Raw genomic sequence first — 15,736 nt, forward strand, 5'->3', positions numbered from 1 at the left:
CGGCCACAGGGCTGGGCGCTTCGCCCGGTTCCCGTTCGGGCTCTCTCATCATCTTGTTCATTGCAGAAGGGGACGTACCGTGCCTAGCGAGACCTCGAAGCACACCGTGAGCGACGATGTGGCCGACCATTCGAGGCGTGAACTTCCGCTGACTGCTGCACAGTTGGGTATCTGGCATGCGCAGCAGCTCGACCCCTTCAGCACGGCCTACCAAGGTGGCGAGTACCTGGAGATCGCCGGCCCGGTCGACGCCAGGCGACTGGAGCAGGCGATCCGGCAGACCCTGCACGAGGCGCAGACGCTCCGCGCGCGCGTGACGGAGGGACCGGACGGCCCCCGGCAGGTCGTCGAACCGGCGGCCGACTGGACCCTTCCCGTGGTGGACCTCTGCCACGAGCCCGATCCGCGGGCCGCGGCCGAGCAGGAGATGTGGCGGGTGCTGGGCACCCCCCTCGACCCGGGCACCGACCCGCTCTTCGGCTGTGTGCTGTTCGCAGTGGAGCAGGACCGCTTCCTGTGGTTCCACCACTACCACCACCTGGTGGCGGACGGCTTCACGGTCTCCGCGGTCGCCCGACGCGTCGGCGAGCTCTACACCGCGGCGGCGAACGCCGACCAGGAGGTCGCCGCGCCGTTCCTGCCGCTCGCGGAGCTGGTCGAGGCGGACGCCGCCTACCGGGCGTCCGAGCAGTTCGAGACCGACCGCGCGTTCTGGGCTCTGGAGCTCGCGGACGCGCCCACACCGGCGTCGCTCGCCACCAAGCCGCCGGCGCTGCCGCGCACCAAGGTGCGGCGCACCCTGACCCTGGGCGCGACCGAGCTGGACGGGCTGCGCGGCGCGGCCCGCGAGGCAGCGGTGGCCTGGCCGGTGGCCGTGTTCACCGCGGTGGCGGTCTATCTGCAGCGCATCGCCGGAACCGACGAGGTCACGCTCGGCATACCGGTGACGACCCGGCTGGGCCGGACCGCCCTGCAGACGCCTGGCATGGTGTCCAACGTGCTGCCGCTGCGGCTGTCGCTGCGCTCCGGTATGACGGTCGAGGAGGCGCTCCGCCACGTTTCCGGACGCCTGCGCGAGGTCATGCGGCACCAGCGCTACCGCTACGAGGACCTGCGCCGCGAGCACGGCGGTACCGGCCGGCACAACGTCCTGGTCGGTCCCCAGGTCAACGTCATGGCCTTCGGAGCCGAGCTGACCTTCGACGGGCACCCCGTCACCGTCCACAACCTGTCGATCGGTCCGACCGACGACCTCTCGGTCGTGGTGTACACCCGGTCCGACGGCACCGAGCTGCGCATCGACGTCGACGGCAACGCCGACCGGTACCGGGCGGACGAGATCGCCGCGCACCAGCAGCGCCTGGGCCTGGTCTTCGAGCAGTTCGCCTCGGCCGACGGCGGCCTTCCGCTCGGCCGGCTGGAGATCCTCACCCCCGCCGAGCAGGCCCTCGCACCGGCAGCCGGCAGCAGCGTCTTCCCCGCCGCGCGGATTCCGGGGCCGGACGCGACCCTGACCGGCCTGTTCTCGCGGCAGGCCCGACGGGCGCCGGACGCCCCGGCGCTGACGTACGCCGGCACCACGCTGACCTATGACGAACTGAACGCCCGGGCCAACCGGCTGGCCCACCACCTGATCCGCCGGGGCGCGGGCCCGGAGCGCTACGTCGCCCTGGCCCTGCCGCGATCGCTGGACCTCGTCGTCGCGGTCCTGGCCGTCCTCAAGACCGGCGCCGCCTACGTTCCGATGGACCCCGCCGCGCCGGCCGACCGGTTGGCGTTCATGCTGCGCGACGCGCGCCCCGCGCTGCTGGTGACCGCCGGTGACGCGGACGTCCCGGCCGGCGCGGACCAGCAGCCCGCCGTGCCGCGACTGGTCGTGGACGCGCCCGAGGTCCTGGCCGCCCTGGCCGAGGAGCCGTCCACCGACCCGGTGACCGACGGACTGACGCCGGACAACTCCGCGTACGTCATCTACACCTCCGGCTCCACCGGACGCCCCAAGGGCGTCGTGGTCAGCCACGGCAACGTGCTGCGTCTGTTCACCGCCGCCGCCGAGCACTTCGACTTCGGGCCGACGGACGTGTGGACGATGTTCCACTCCTTCGCCTTCGACTTCTCGGTCTGGGAGATCTGGGGTCCGCTCCTGCACGGCGGCCGGCTCGTGGTGGTGCCGTTCGACGTGTCGCGCTCCCCCGAGGACTTCCTCGCGCTGCTGGCCGAGGAGCACGTGACCGTCCTGAACCAGACCCCGTCGGCGTTCCACCAGCTCGTCCAGGCCGATCGGGAGCGTCCCGACCGGCCGCTGGACCTGCGCTACGTGGTCTTCGGCGGCGAAGCACTGGACCTGGGCCGACTCGCGGCCTGGTACGACCACCGCGCCGACGACGCGCCCGTCCTGGTCAACATGTACGGGATCACCGAGACCACGGTGCACGTCAGCCACCTCGCGCTCGACCGCACCCTCTCCGCCCGCGCCTCCGGCAGCCTCATCGGCGGCCCGCTGAACGACCTGGGGCTGCTCGTCCTGGACCAGGCGCTCCAGCCGGTGCCCGCGGGGGTCGTGGGCGAGCTCTACGTGGTCGGCGCGGGCCTGGCCCGCGGCTACCTGGGGCTCCCCGGGCTGACGGCGAGCCGGTTCGTGGCCGCGCCCTTCGCAGCGGCCGGCCGGCGGATGTACCGCACCGGCGACCTCGCCCGGCGGCAGGCGGACGGGTCGCTCGAATACGTCGGCCGTGCCGACGACCAGGTGAAGATCCGCGGCTTCCGGATCGAACTGGGCGAGATCGAGGCCGTGCTCAGCAGCCTCCCGGGCACGGCCCAGGCCACCGTCCTCGCCCGCTCGGACGGGCCCGGCGAGACCACTCTGGTGGCCTACGTTGTGCCGGCCGCCGACGAGCCGTTCGACCTTGCGGAGCTGCGCCGGCTCGCCGCCTCGGCCCTGCCGGACTACATGGTGCCGAGCGCCTTCGTGCCCGTCCCGGCGATGCCGCTGACGGTGAACGGCAAGATCGACCGGGCGGCGCTGCCCGCACCGGACCTGAGCGCCGGGGTGTCCGGACGGGCGCCGCGCACCGCCCGGGAATCGCTGCTGTGCGACCTCGTCGCCGAGTTGCTGAACCTGCCGCGGGTCGGTATCGACGACGACTTCTTCGCCCTCGGCGGCGACAGCATCCTGTCGATCCAGCTGGTCGGCGCCGCCAGGCGTGCCGGCCTCCGGTTCACCACCCGCGACGTCTTCCAGAGCCGCACCGTCGAGGCCCTGGCCGCGGTGGCCGACCACGGCCCGGCCCAGCCCGCCGACCACGAACCCGACACCGGCGAACTTCCCGCCACCCCCGTGATCCGCTGGCTCCAGGAGCGGGGCGGGCAGATCGACCAGTACCACCAGGCGATGACCTTCACCACCCCGGCCGGGGCCGGTACCGACGATCTGACCGCAGCCCTCCAGGCGCTTCTCGACGGCCACGACGCCCTGCGCGCGCGACTGCTGGCGACCGGTGACGACGCGTGGCGGCTGGCCGTCGCGCCCCGCGGCGCTGTGTCGGCGGCCGACTGCCTGCGGCACGTCGTGGTCGCCGACGACGCGGACGCCGACCTGACCGAACGCGAGTCGCAGGCCGCGGTCCGCCGCCTGGCGCCCCTCGACGGCGTGATGCTGCAGGCCGTGTGGTTCGACGCCGGCCCGGACCGGCCCGGCCGGATGGTGCTCGTCCTGCACCACCTGGTGGTCGACGGCGTCTCCTGGCGCATCCTGCTGCCCGACCTCGCGGCGGCCTGGCAGGCCGTGCGCGAGGGACGCGACCCGCGCACCGCGCCGGTCGGCACCTCCCTGCGCCGCTTCGCCGGCCTGCTCACCGCGCAGGCCGCCGCCGGCGCCCGGGAAGCCGAACTGCCCTACTGGCGTGAGGTCCTGCGCACCGAAGACCCATTGCTGGGCGACCGCCCGCTGGACGCCGCGCTCGACCTGGCAGGGACGCAGAGCCGGCTGACGCTCACCCTGCCCGCCGACCTCTCCACCGCCACCCTGGCCACCGTCCCGACCGCCTTCCACACCGGCGTCCGCGACGTCCTGCTGGCCGGCTTCGCCGCCGCCGTCGCGCAGTGGCGGCACGACCTGGGTCGCGGATCGCAGCCGACGGTCCTGCTGGACCTGGAAGGCCACGGCCGGGAGGCCGTCGAGGACGACGTCGACCTGACCCGCACCGTGGGCTGGCTGACCACCCTGTTCCCCGCCCGCTTCGACCTCGGCTCGCTGGACTTCGCCGAGCTCGCCGCCGGCGGTCCGGCCGCCGGGCTCGCGCTGCGGCAGGTCAAGGAGGAGCTGCGGGCCATCCCCGACGCCGGTATCGGGTACGGCATCCTGCGCCACCTGGCACCGCCGCGGACCCTGCTGGGCGACGCGGACGACCGCGCCCCGCAGATCCTCTTCAACTACCTCGGACGCTTCGGCACCGCCGACACCTCCCAGGCGTGGACCCCGCTGCCGGGCCTGGACGGGTTCACCGGTGCCGAGGACCCGTCGATGCCGGTCAGCCACGCCCTGCAGGTCAACGTGCTGGCGCACGAGCGGGCCGAGGGGCCGGAGCTGACCGCGGTGCTGTCCTGGCCGCAGGGCGTGCTGACCGAGGAGGCCGTGGCCGCGCTGACGCAGCGCTGGCGTGAGGCGCTTGAGGGCTTCGCCGCGCACGCCGACCGGCCCGACAGCGGCGGCATCACCGCCTCGGACGTCCCGCTGGCCGCGCTGGCCCAGAGCCGGCTCGACGCCCTGGCGGCCGAGGCCGGCCCGCTGGCCGACGTGCTGCCGCTCGCCCCGCTGCAGCAGGGCCTGCTGTTCCACGCCGAGTACGACACCCAGCAGCCGGACGCCTACACCGTGCAGTTCCGCTTCGAGCTGGAGGGTCCGGTCGACCCCTCGCGGCTGCGCCGGGCCGTGGAGGCCTCGCTGCGCCGCCACCCCCAGCTGCGGGCGGGCTTCTGGCACGACGGGTCGGGTGCCCCGGTCCAGTTCGTGCCCCGCGCGTTCACCGTGCCGTGGCAGGAACTGGACCTGAGCGACCTGGACGAGGAGGCCCTCGCCGCCCAGCTGGACCGCATCATGGCCGACCAGCCGCGCTTCACCCCCCGTCGGCCCCCGCTGTTCCACTTCATCCTGGTGCGGACCGCGACGGACCGGCACAGCCTCGTCTTCGGCCACCACCACCTCCTCCTGGACGGCTGGTCGGTCCCGCTGCTGCTGCGCGAGATCCTCGCCGGGTACGCCGCGGACGCCGACACCGCCGCGCTGCCGCCGGCCGTCGGCTACCACGCGTACGCCGAGTGGCTGCGCGACCAGGACCGGGCCGCGGCCGAGAAGGCCTGGCGAGCAGCGCTGGCCGACCTGCCGGGCCCGACCCGGCTCGCCACCCGCGACGCCCAGCCCGTCGGCGGCAGCATCACCGAACTCGCGGTGGAGCTCGGCGCCCCGCTCACCGGCGCGCTGGAGCGTGCCGGCCGACGGCACGGGATCACCCTCGGCACCCTCGTACAGGGCGCCTGGGCCGTCCTGCTCGGCGGTCTGACCGGGACTCAGGACGTGCTCTTCGGCGGCACCGTCGCCGGCCGCCCGGCCGAGGTCGACGGCATCGAGTCGATGGTGGGCCTGTTCATCAACACCCTGCCGGTCCGCGCCCGGTTCAGCGGCGCCGAGCCCGTCCACGGGCTGCTCGCACGCCTGCAGGGCGAGCAGGCGGAGCTGACCGGCCACCAGCACCTTCCGCTGGCCGAGGTGCAGCGCCTGGGCGGCGTCGGCGAGCTGTTCGACACCCTGCTGGTGATCGAGAACTACCCGTTCGAGCCGGAGTCGCTGAAGACCGCCGATGGCGGCCTGCGGGTCGTGGGCATCGACGGCCGGGACGACACCCACTACCCGCTGAGCATCGCCGTGATGATGGGCGAGTCGCTGCGCCTGCGGCTGGGACACCGCACCGACCTGCTCACGACCGAACAGGTGCGGGCCGTCGCGGCGGGCCTGGTGCACGTCCTGGAGCAGTTCGCCGACGACCTGGAGCAGCCGGTCGGCCGGGTCCGGCTGCTGGACCGGGCCGCCCGCGCCGCGGTCCTCGGCCGGGGACGCGGCGCGGCCGCCCCGGTGGCCGCGGGCACCGTCGTCGGGCTGCTGGAGGAGCACGCCGCACGGACCCCGGACCTCACGGCGCTGGTCGGCCGTGACGGCACGCTGACGTACGCGGAGCTCAACGCCCGGGCCAACCGGCTCGCCCGCCTGCTGACCGGCCGCGGGGTCGGACCGGAGCGGACGGCCGGTCTCCTGATGCCGCGCGGCGTGGACACGATCGTCACGATGTTCGCGGTCCTGAAGGCCGGCGGGGCCTACCTGCCGATCGACCCGGGGCTCCCCACCGAGCGGATCCGCTTCGCGATCGACGACACCGCCCCGGCCGTCGTGGTGACCACCCGCGACCTGGCCGCCGGCCTCGACCCGGCGCTGTCCGACGCGTCCGTCCTGCTCGTGGACGAGGCGGCGACCGTCGCCGAGCTCGCCGCGCTCCCGGCGCACGACCGCACCCCGGAGGAGCCGGGTGCCGCGGCGCGCCCGGAGAACCTGGCCTACCTCATCCACACCTCCGGATCCACCGGTGTGCCCAAGGGCGTCGGGGTCGAGCACCGCAACCTGATGAACCTGTTCACGGCCCACCGGCACGACCTCTTCGAGCCGGCCGCGGCGGCCGCGGGCGGACGGCGCTTCCGCGCCGCCATGACCGCGTCGCTGTCGTTCGACACGTCCTTCGACGGCGTGCTCTGGATGCTCGCCGGCCATGAACTCCACGTCATCGACGACGACGTGCGGCGCGATCCCCGGGCCCTGGTGTCCTACGTCGCGGCGCAGCGGGTCGACTTCCTCGACGTCACCCCGTCCTACTGCGCGCAGCTGCTGGACGCCGGGCTCCTCGACGACGCCGACACGGCCCCCGCGGTGCTCATGCTCGGCGGTGAGGCGCTCGGCCCGGATCTCTGGGCCCGTCTGCGCGCCGCCCGTACGACGGCCAGCCACAACTTCTACGGCCCGACCGAGTACACGATCGACGCCCTGTCGTACCCGCTGAGCGGCTCGGAGCAGCCCGTGATCGGCGGCCCGCTGCGCAACGGGCGGGCGTACGTGCTCAACGGCGCGCTCCAGCCGGTGGCACCGGGCGCGCCCGGCGAGCTGTACCTCGCCGGACCGCAGGTGGCCCGCGGCTACGCCGGTCGGCCGGCGCTGACCGCGGACCGGTTCGTCGCCGACCCGTTCGGCTCGGGCGGGCGCATGTATCGCACCGGTGACGTCGTGCGCTGGTCCGAGCAGGGGCGGCTCGAGTTCCTCGGCCGTGCGGACGAGCAGGTGAAGATCCGCGGCTATCGCATCGAACTCGGCGAGATCGAGCAGGCGTTGGCCGCGCACCCCGCGGTGTCCCGGGCCGCGGTGGTGGCCCGGACCGACGCGCCCGCGGTGACCCGGCTGGTGGCCTACGCCGTCGGAACGGCCGGGGCGGTGGATCCGGTGGAGCTGCGTGCCCACCTGGCCCGGTCCCTGCCCGAGTACATGGTCCCGGCCGCGGTGGTGCCGATCGCGGAACTGCCGCTCACCGTGAACGGCAAGCTCGACGTCGCTGCGCTGCCCGCACCCGACTTCACGGTCGCGGTCTCCTCGCGGTCGGCGGGCACCCCGGCCGAGCACACACTGTCCGAGCTGTTCCAGGAGGTGCTTGGCCTGCCCGCGGTGGGGGTCGACGACGACTTCTTCGCGCTCGGCGGCGACAGCATCATCTCCATCCAGCTGGTCAGCCGTGCCCGCCGCGCCGGACTGGAGATCAGCCCCCGCGACGTCTTCACGCGTCGCACCGTGGCAGCGCTGGCGGCCGGGGCGACGGCGGTCACCGACCGCGGGACGACCCGCGACCCGGCCGCGGTCGGCGAGGTGCCGCTGACCCCGATCGTCCACGCGCAGCACGAGCTGGGCGGACCGGTCGACGGCTTCCACCAGGCCTTCGTCCTGTCGCTGCCGGCCGGCGCCGCGGCGGACCGGCTGGCCCGGGTGCTGCAGACGGTGGTGGACCACCACGACGCGCTGCGCCTGCGGCTGGACGTGAGCGACGACGGCTGGACGCTGACCGTCCGGGACCGGGGCCTGGTCCGCGCCGACGCCCTCCTGTCCCGTACCGCGGTCGAGGTACCGCGGGACGAGGCGCGCGACGAGGCCTTCGACGCCGCGCTCCGGAACGAACTCCCGTTGTCCCGGGCACGCCTGAATCCGGCGGCCGGGACCATGGTCGACGCGGTGTGGTTCGACGCGGGACCCGCCCACGCCGGGCGGCTGCTGCTGAGCATCCACCACCTGGCCGTCGACGGGGTGTCCTGGCGGATCCTGCTGGAGGACCTGCGCCTCGCCTGGGAGGCGCTGGACGCCGGACAGGAGCCTCAGCTCCCCTCGGTGGGAACGTCGCTGCGGTCCTGGGCGACGCAACTGGCGGAGCTGGCCCGGACCCCGGAGCGTGAGCGGGAACTGCCGTCGTGGGTGGACCTGCTGCGCGCCGGCGGCCCCGCCGTGGCCGACCGTGCGCTGGACCCGGCGCGGGACGTGGCCGCGACCGCCCGCACCCTCACCGTGTCCGTCTCCTCGGCGAACACCGTGCCGCTGCTCACCACCCTGCCCGCGGCCTTCTCCACCGGCGTGACCGAGATCCTGCTGGCCGGCTTCGCCCTGGCCGTCGCCGACTGGCGCCGCCACCGGGGCCAGCCGGCGGAGGGCCCGCTGGTGGACGTGGAGAGCCACGGCCGGCACGACCTCGTCGACGGCGCCGACCTCTCCCGGACGGTCGGCTGGTTCACCGAGCAGCACCCGCTCCGGATCGACCCCGGCCCGCTGGACTGGGGCGACGTCTCCCTCGGCGGTCCGTCCGTCGGCCAGGCGGTCAAGCGGGTCAAGGAGCAGATCAACGCGCTGCCCGGCAACGGGGCCGGCTACGGCCTCCTGCGGTACCTCAACCCGGGCACCGCCCCGGCCCTGGCGGAACTGCCGTCCGCCGAATGGGGCTTCAACTACCTGGGCCGGTTCTCCGGCGGGGACGCCGGCGGGGACTGGGCGCCGGTCGGCACGACCGGTCTGATCGGCGGGGCCGACCCGCAGATGCCCCTGGAGCACGCCGTCGACCTGACACTGGTCACCGAGGACCGCGCCGAGGGCCCGGTGCTGGTCGCGACCTGGACGTGGGCGGGTGAACTGGTCTCCGAGCGGGAGATCGAGCAGCTCTCCCAGGCCTGGCTGCGGTCGGTCGACGCGCTCACCGCCCACGCCGCGGACCCGGCGGCCGGCGGCCGGACCCCGTCCGACTTCCCGCTCGTGTCGCTGTCCATGCGTGAGGTGGAGCTGCTCGAGGCCGCCCAGCCCGCGCTGGTAGACGTCCTGCCGCTGGCCCCGCTGCAGCAGGGCCTGATGTTCCAGAGCCTGGCGAGCGAGGGCGAGCTGGACCTCTACACCTCGCTGTTGACCCTGGACGTACGCGGGCCGCTGGACGTGGCCCGGCTGCGCGCCGCCTGGGACAAGCTGGTGGTCCGGCATCCCAACCTGCGGACCGAGTTCCGCCAGGAGGGGCTGCGGGACACCGTCGCCGTCGTGGTGGCATCCGTGGAGCTTCCGTGGACGCAGGTCGACCTGTCCGGGCTCGAACCGCAGGATCGTGCCGAGCGGCTGCGCGGGCTCGTCGAGCAGGAGCGGGGCCACCGCTTCGACCTCGGCAACGCACCGCTGCTCAGGTTCACCGTCGTACGGCTCGGCGCCGATCACCACCAGCTGCTGTTCACCAACCACCACATGCTGGTGGACGGCTGGTCGATGCCGATGCTCTTCGCCCAGCTGTTCGACCTGTACCACGGCAGTGAGCGCAGTCCCCGACTCCCGTACACCTACCGGGACTACCTCGCGTGGCTGGGCCGCCAGGACCGGGACGCCGCGGAACTGGCCTGGAGCCGCGAGCTGGCCGGCCTGGACGGTCCCACCCTGCTGGCGCCGGCCAAGCTCTCGCGCGAGGTCGTGGTTCCGTCGCGCCTGACCACCGAGTTGTCCGAGGATGCGACCGCAGCGCTGACCGCCACCGCGCGTCAGTACGGCCTCACCCTCAACACGGTGGTGCAGTCGGCGCTCGCGGTGCTGATCGCCCGGCTCACCGGGCGGACGGACGTCGTGTTCGGCACGACCGTCTCCGGTCGCCCGGCCGAGCTGCCCGGGATCGAGGACATGCTCGGCATGTTCATCAACACGATCCCGGTGCGGGCGGCGATCCGCCCCGAGCAGACCCTGCTGGAGACGGCGAAACTGCTGCAGGAGCGTCAGTCGGCGCTGCTCGACCACCACCACCTCGGGCTGGCCGACATCCAGCGGGCGGCGTCCCAGCGCGAACTGTTCGACACCGTCATCTCTTTCCAGAACTTCCCGCTGCAGCAGGCCCTGCCCGACCTCGGCGAGGCCGCCCTGGAGGTGACGGCCGCCGAGAGCACCGACGCCAGCCACTACCCGTTCGTCTTCCACGCGTTCCCCGGGGACCGCATGGAACTGCGCATCACCTACCAGCCCGACCTGCTGGACGAGGCGGCGGCACGGGCGATGCTGGAGCGGCTGGCCCTGGCCGTGGCGGCGTTCGCCGCCCAGCCGGAGCGTCCGGTGGGCCGGCTCGACCTGCTCGCCGAGGGCGAGCACGACGAACTGCGCCGCTTCGCGTCCGGCGGCACCGCGTCCGTGACCGCCGGCCACCTCGCCGAACTGTTCGAGCGGATGGTCGCCATGACGCCGCAGGCTCCGGCGGTGCGCTGGGAGGACCGGACGCTCAGCTACGAGGAGCTCAACCGGCACGCCAACCGGCTCGCCCGCCGGCTGGTCGCGAACGGCGTCGGGCCCGAGCGTTTCGTGGCGGTGGTCCTGCCCAGGTCCCTGTCGTGGATCATCGCGGTCCTCGCGGTGGCGAAGGCCGGCGGCGCCTACCTGCCGGTCGACCCGGAGTACCCGCAGGACCGGATCGAGTTCATGCTCTCCGACGCGCAGCCGGTGCTCGCCGTCACGTCGAGCGCGACCGCGGGCACGGTGGCCCCGGTGGTCGGCCTCCCGCAGCTGCGGCTCGATGACGCCGACGTCGTCTCCGCACTGGCCGCCGAGCCCGACGGCGACCTCCGCGAGACGGATCGCATCGGCACTCCGGGCGTCGCGGGTGCCGCGTACATGATCTACACCTCCGGCTCCACCGGCCGTCCGAAGGGCGTCGTCGTCACGCACGCGGCGCTGGCCGCCCTGGCCGACCTGCACACGAGCAGGCTCGGGGCCGGGCCGGGCAAGCGGGTCCTGCAGTTCGCCTCGCCCAGCTTCGACGCTTCGGTCTGGGAGATCTGCATGGGGCTGCTGACCGGCGCCACGCTCGTGCTGGCACCCGCGCACCGGCTTCTGCCGGGCCCGGCGCTCGCCGAACTGGTCGCCGAGCACGGGATCACCCATGCCACCATCCCGCCGACCCCGCTCGGGGCGGTCGGGGACGAGCACCTGCCGAGCCTCGAGGCGCTCGTCGTGGCGGGCGAGGCCACCCCGGCGGAGCTCGTCGACCGCTGGGCCCCGGGCCGCACCATGATCAACGCGTACGGGCCGACCGAGACCACGGTCTGCGCGACCGTCAGCGGCGCGCTCGACACCGGCCGCCCCACCATCGGCACCCCGATCCCGCACACCCACGTGCGGGTGCTGGACTCCGCGCTCCGCCCCGCCCCGGTGGGCGTCGCGGGCGAGGTCTACATCAGCGGTCTGCCGCTGGCCCGCGGTTACTGGAAGCGCGCCGGCCTGACGGCCGAGCGGTTCGTGGCCGACCCCTTCGGTCCGCCCGGCGCCCGCATGTACCGCACCGGCGACCTGGCGCGCTGGCGCGCCGACGGCGAGCTGGACTTCCTCGGCCGGGCCGACCACCAGGTCAAGCTCCGCGGCTTCCGGATCGAACCGGCGGAGATCGAGACCGTGCTGGCCCGCGCCGCGGGCGTGGCCGAGGCGCTGGTGGCGGTCCGCGAGGACCAGCCGGGCGACCCTCGTCTGGTCGCCTACCTGCTGGCCGCCGACGGCCCGGACCTCGACCTGGACACGGTCATCGCCACGGCCGGCGCGGCCCTGCCCGACTACATGGTTCCGCAGGCCTTCGTGGTCCTCACGGCCTGGCCGATGACGCCCAACGGCAAGCTGGACCGGGCCGCGCTGCCCGCGCCGCAGGCGCCGACGACCGTCGGACGGCCCGCCCGGACCATGACCGAGCAGGTGCTGTGCACCCTGTTCTGCGACGTGCTCGGCCTGCCCGCGGTCGGAGTCGACGACGACTTCTTCGCGCTGGGCGGCCACTCCCTGCTCGCCAGCCGACTGGCCAGCCGCATCCGCACCACCTTCGGGGCGGAGCTGCCGGTCCGGGTGCTGTTCGACAACCCGACCGTCGCCGGTGTGGCCGAGTGGTTCGACCGAGCGGCCGCAGGACGCCCGCCGCTGCTCCCGATGACGCGGCCGGAACGCCTCCCGCTGTCGCACGCCCAGCGGCGCCTCTGGTTCATCGACCGGTACGAGGGCAGCAGCGCGACGTACAACATGCCGATCGCGATGCGGCTCTCCGGTCCGCTGGACACCGCCGCGCTGCGCTCTGCGGTGGCCGACGTGGTGGCCCGGCACGAGGCGCTGCGCACGGTCTTCCCCGACGACGCGGGCGTGCCGTGGCAGCGGATCCTCCACCCCGACCAGGTCCGGGTGGACCTGCCGGTCACCACCGTGACCGAGGACGGGGTCGAGGCCGCGATGACCACGGCGGCCCGCCGGCTCTTCGATCTGGAGGTCGACCCGCCGCTGCGCGTCGAGCTGCTGCGGCTCGACGCCGAGACGCACATCCTGCTCGTCGTGCTCCACCACATCGCCGGCGACGGCTGGTCGACGGGGCCGCTGTGCGAGGACATCAGCACCGCTTACACGGCGCGGCTGCACGGGCAGGAGCCGGCCTGGGAGCCGCTGCCGGTCCAGTACGGCGACTACACGCTCTGGCAGCACGAACTGCTGGACGAGCAGGCCGGCCCGGACAGCCCGTTCGCCCGCCAGCTCCGCTTCTGGACGCAGACCCTGGACGGTCTTCCGGAGCACCTCACGCTGCCCACCGACCGCCCGCGGCCCCCGCTGCCCAGCTACCACGGCGACGACGTCGTCTTCCACGTGGACTCGCGGACGCACACCGGGCTGACGGAGCTGGCACGCCAGTGCGGGGTCACCGTGTTCATGGTGCTCCAGGCGGGTCTCTCGGCACTGCTGACCCGGCTCGGGGCGGGCACCGACCTGCCTCTGGGCAGCCCCATCGCGGGCCGCTCCGACGAGACCGTCGAGGGCATGGTCGGGTTCTTCGTCAACACCCTGGTGCTGCGCAACGACACCTCGGGGAACCCGAGTTTCCGGGAGCTGCTGGACCGCGTGCGCCGGACCGACCTGGACGCCTACTCCAACCAGGACATGCCGTTCGAACGGCTGGTGGACGCCATCAAGCCGGAGCGGGACCCGTCCCGCCACCCGCTGTTCCAGATCGCCTTCGGTCTGCAGAACGACGCCACGCCCGCCCTGGCGCTGCCCGAGGTGGAGAGCCGCGAGGAGTTCGTCGGCATGAAGGTCGCCCGCTTCGACCTCATGTTCGGCTTCACCGAGACGCACGACACGGACGGCCTCCCGGCCGGCATGAACGGCTCCGTGGAATACGCCAGCGACCTCTACGACGCGCGGACCGTCGAGGTCTTCGTGCAGCGGCTGACCCGGCTGCTGACGAGTGCCGTCGAGAATCCGGACCGCCGCCTGGACGCCCTCACGATCATGGACGAGGAGGAGCGCGACCGCGTGGTCGTCGAGTGGAACGACACCGCGCGCCCCGCCCCGGCCGGCACCCTGGTCAGCCGCTTCGAGGAGCAGGCCGTCCGGACCCCGGAGGCCGTCGCGCTGACGGGCGCCGACGGGACGCTGGACTACGCCACGCTCAACCGGCGGGCCAACCGGCTCGCCCGGCTGCTCGTCGACCGCGGGATCGGGCCGGAGGACCTGGTGGCGATCGCGCTGCCCGCCTCCACCGAGCAGGTCCTGGCGGTGCTCGCGGTGCTCAAGGCCGGCGCCGGCTACCTGCCGCTCGACCCCCGCCACCCCGCGGAGCGCATCGGCTACGTACTCGGCGACGCGAACCCCGCACTCGTGCTCTGCACGGCCCAGGGCGCCGCTCAGCTGCCCGGGGACGACACCCGGCCGCGTCTGTGGCTGGACGCGGCCGAGACGGCGGCAGAGCTGGCCGCCCGGCCCGACCACGACCTGTCCGACCAGGAGCGGACGACGGCGCTGCGCCAGGGCAACATCGCCTACGTCATCTACACCTCCGGCTCCACCGGGCGGCCGAAGGGCGTGCTGGTCAACCACGCGTCCGTCCTGCAGTACCTCGACTGGGCGGCCGACGTCTATCCCGCCCTCGGCGGCGGCACGGCGCTGCTCCACTCGCCGATCTCCTTCGACCTCACGGTCACCGCGCTGTTCGGGCCTCTGATCTCCGGTGGGCGCCTGCACGTGGCGCCGATGGAGGAGGACCGGCGCACGGTCGAGGCGCTGGCGGCCGACCCGCTGTCGTTCGTCAAGGCGACGCCGACCCACCTGCGACTGCTCGACGCGCTGCCGCCGGAGTTCTCCCCGGCCGGCGACCTGGTGACCGGCGGCGAGGCGCTGACCGGTGCCGCCCTGGCGGGCTGGCGTGCCCGGAACCCGCAGGCCACCGTGTACAACGAGTACGGCCCGACCGAGACCACCGTCGGCTGCAGCGTCCACCGCATCGCACCCGGCGAGGACCCCGGTCCCGGCGTGGTCGTCCTCGGCCCGCCCGCGTGGAACACCCGCATGTACGTGCTCGACGCCCATCTCCAGCCGGTTCCGGTGGGCGTGCCGGGTGAGCTGTACATCGCCGGCGGGCTGCTGGCCCGCGGCTACCTCAACCAGGGCGCCCTGACGGCGGGGCGTTTCGTCGCCGACCCGTTCGGCGCTCCGGGCGGGCGGATGTACCGCACCGGAGACCTGGTCCGTTGGCTGCCCGACGGCAACCAGGAGTTCGTCGGCCGGGTCGACGACCAGGTCAAGGTCCGCGGCTACCGGATCGAGACCGGTGAGATCGAGGAGACACTGCGCCGCCACCCCGGAGTGGACGAGGCCGTGGTGGTGGTCCGCACCGATCGCGCCGACGATCCGCAGCTGGTGGCCTACGTGGTGCCCGGCACGGACTCCTCCCCGGAGGAGTCCGGCACCGCGGACGAGCAGGTCGACCAGTGGCAGCAGGTGTACGAGCTGATGTACGGCGCGGAGCGGCCGGAGGAGTTCGGCGAGGACTTCAGCGGCTGGGCCAGCAGCTACACCGGCGAGGACATCCCACTGGACGAGATGCGCGAGTGGCGGGACGCCACGGTCTCACGCATCCTCGGTCTGCGTCCGCGCCGGGTCCTGGAGATCGGCGTCGGCAGCGGTCTGCTGCTGTCGAAGGTCGCTCCGCAGGTCGAGGCCTACTGGGGCGTCGACTTCTCCACCGAGGCCATCGGGGTCCTGCGCCGGCAGGTCGCGGCGCAGCCCGACCTCGCCGAGCGGGTGCAGCTCAGGGTGAGCGCGGCGCACGAACTGGAGGGCCTGCCCGAGCAGTTCTTCGACACCGTG

General features: G+C 73.9%; 1 protein-coding gene (cut by a window edge). It reads left to right on the forward strand.

The annotated features are described in order from the left end of the window. Window positions 1-79: 79 nt before the first annotated feature. On the forward strand, window positions 80-15,736 hold the 5' portion of the coding sequence (locus tag ACZ5WK_RS00900; RefSeq protein ID WP_465543613.1) for an amino acid adenylation domain-containing protein. Its footprint extends 1,308 nt past the window's final position; the window shows 15,657 of its 16,965 coding nt (coding positions 1-15,657); its start codon is at window positions 80-82; the stop codon falls past the right edge of the window.

It is taken from the genome of Kitasatospora sp. NPDC032757, from assembly GCF_055579305.1.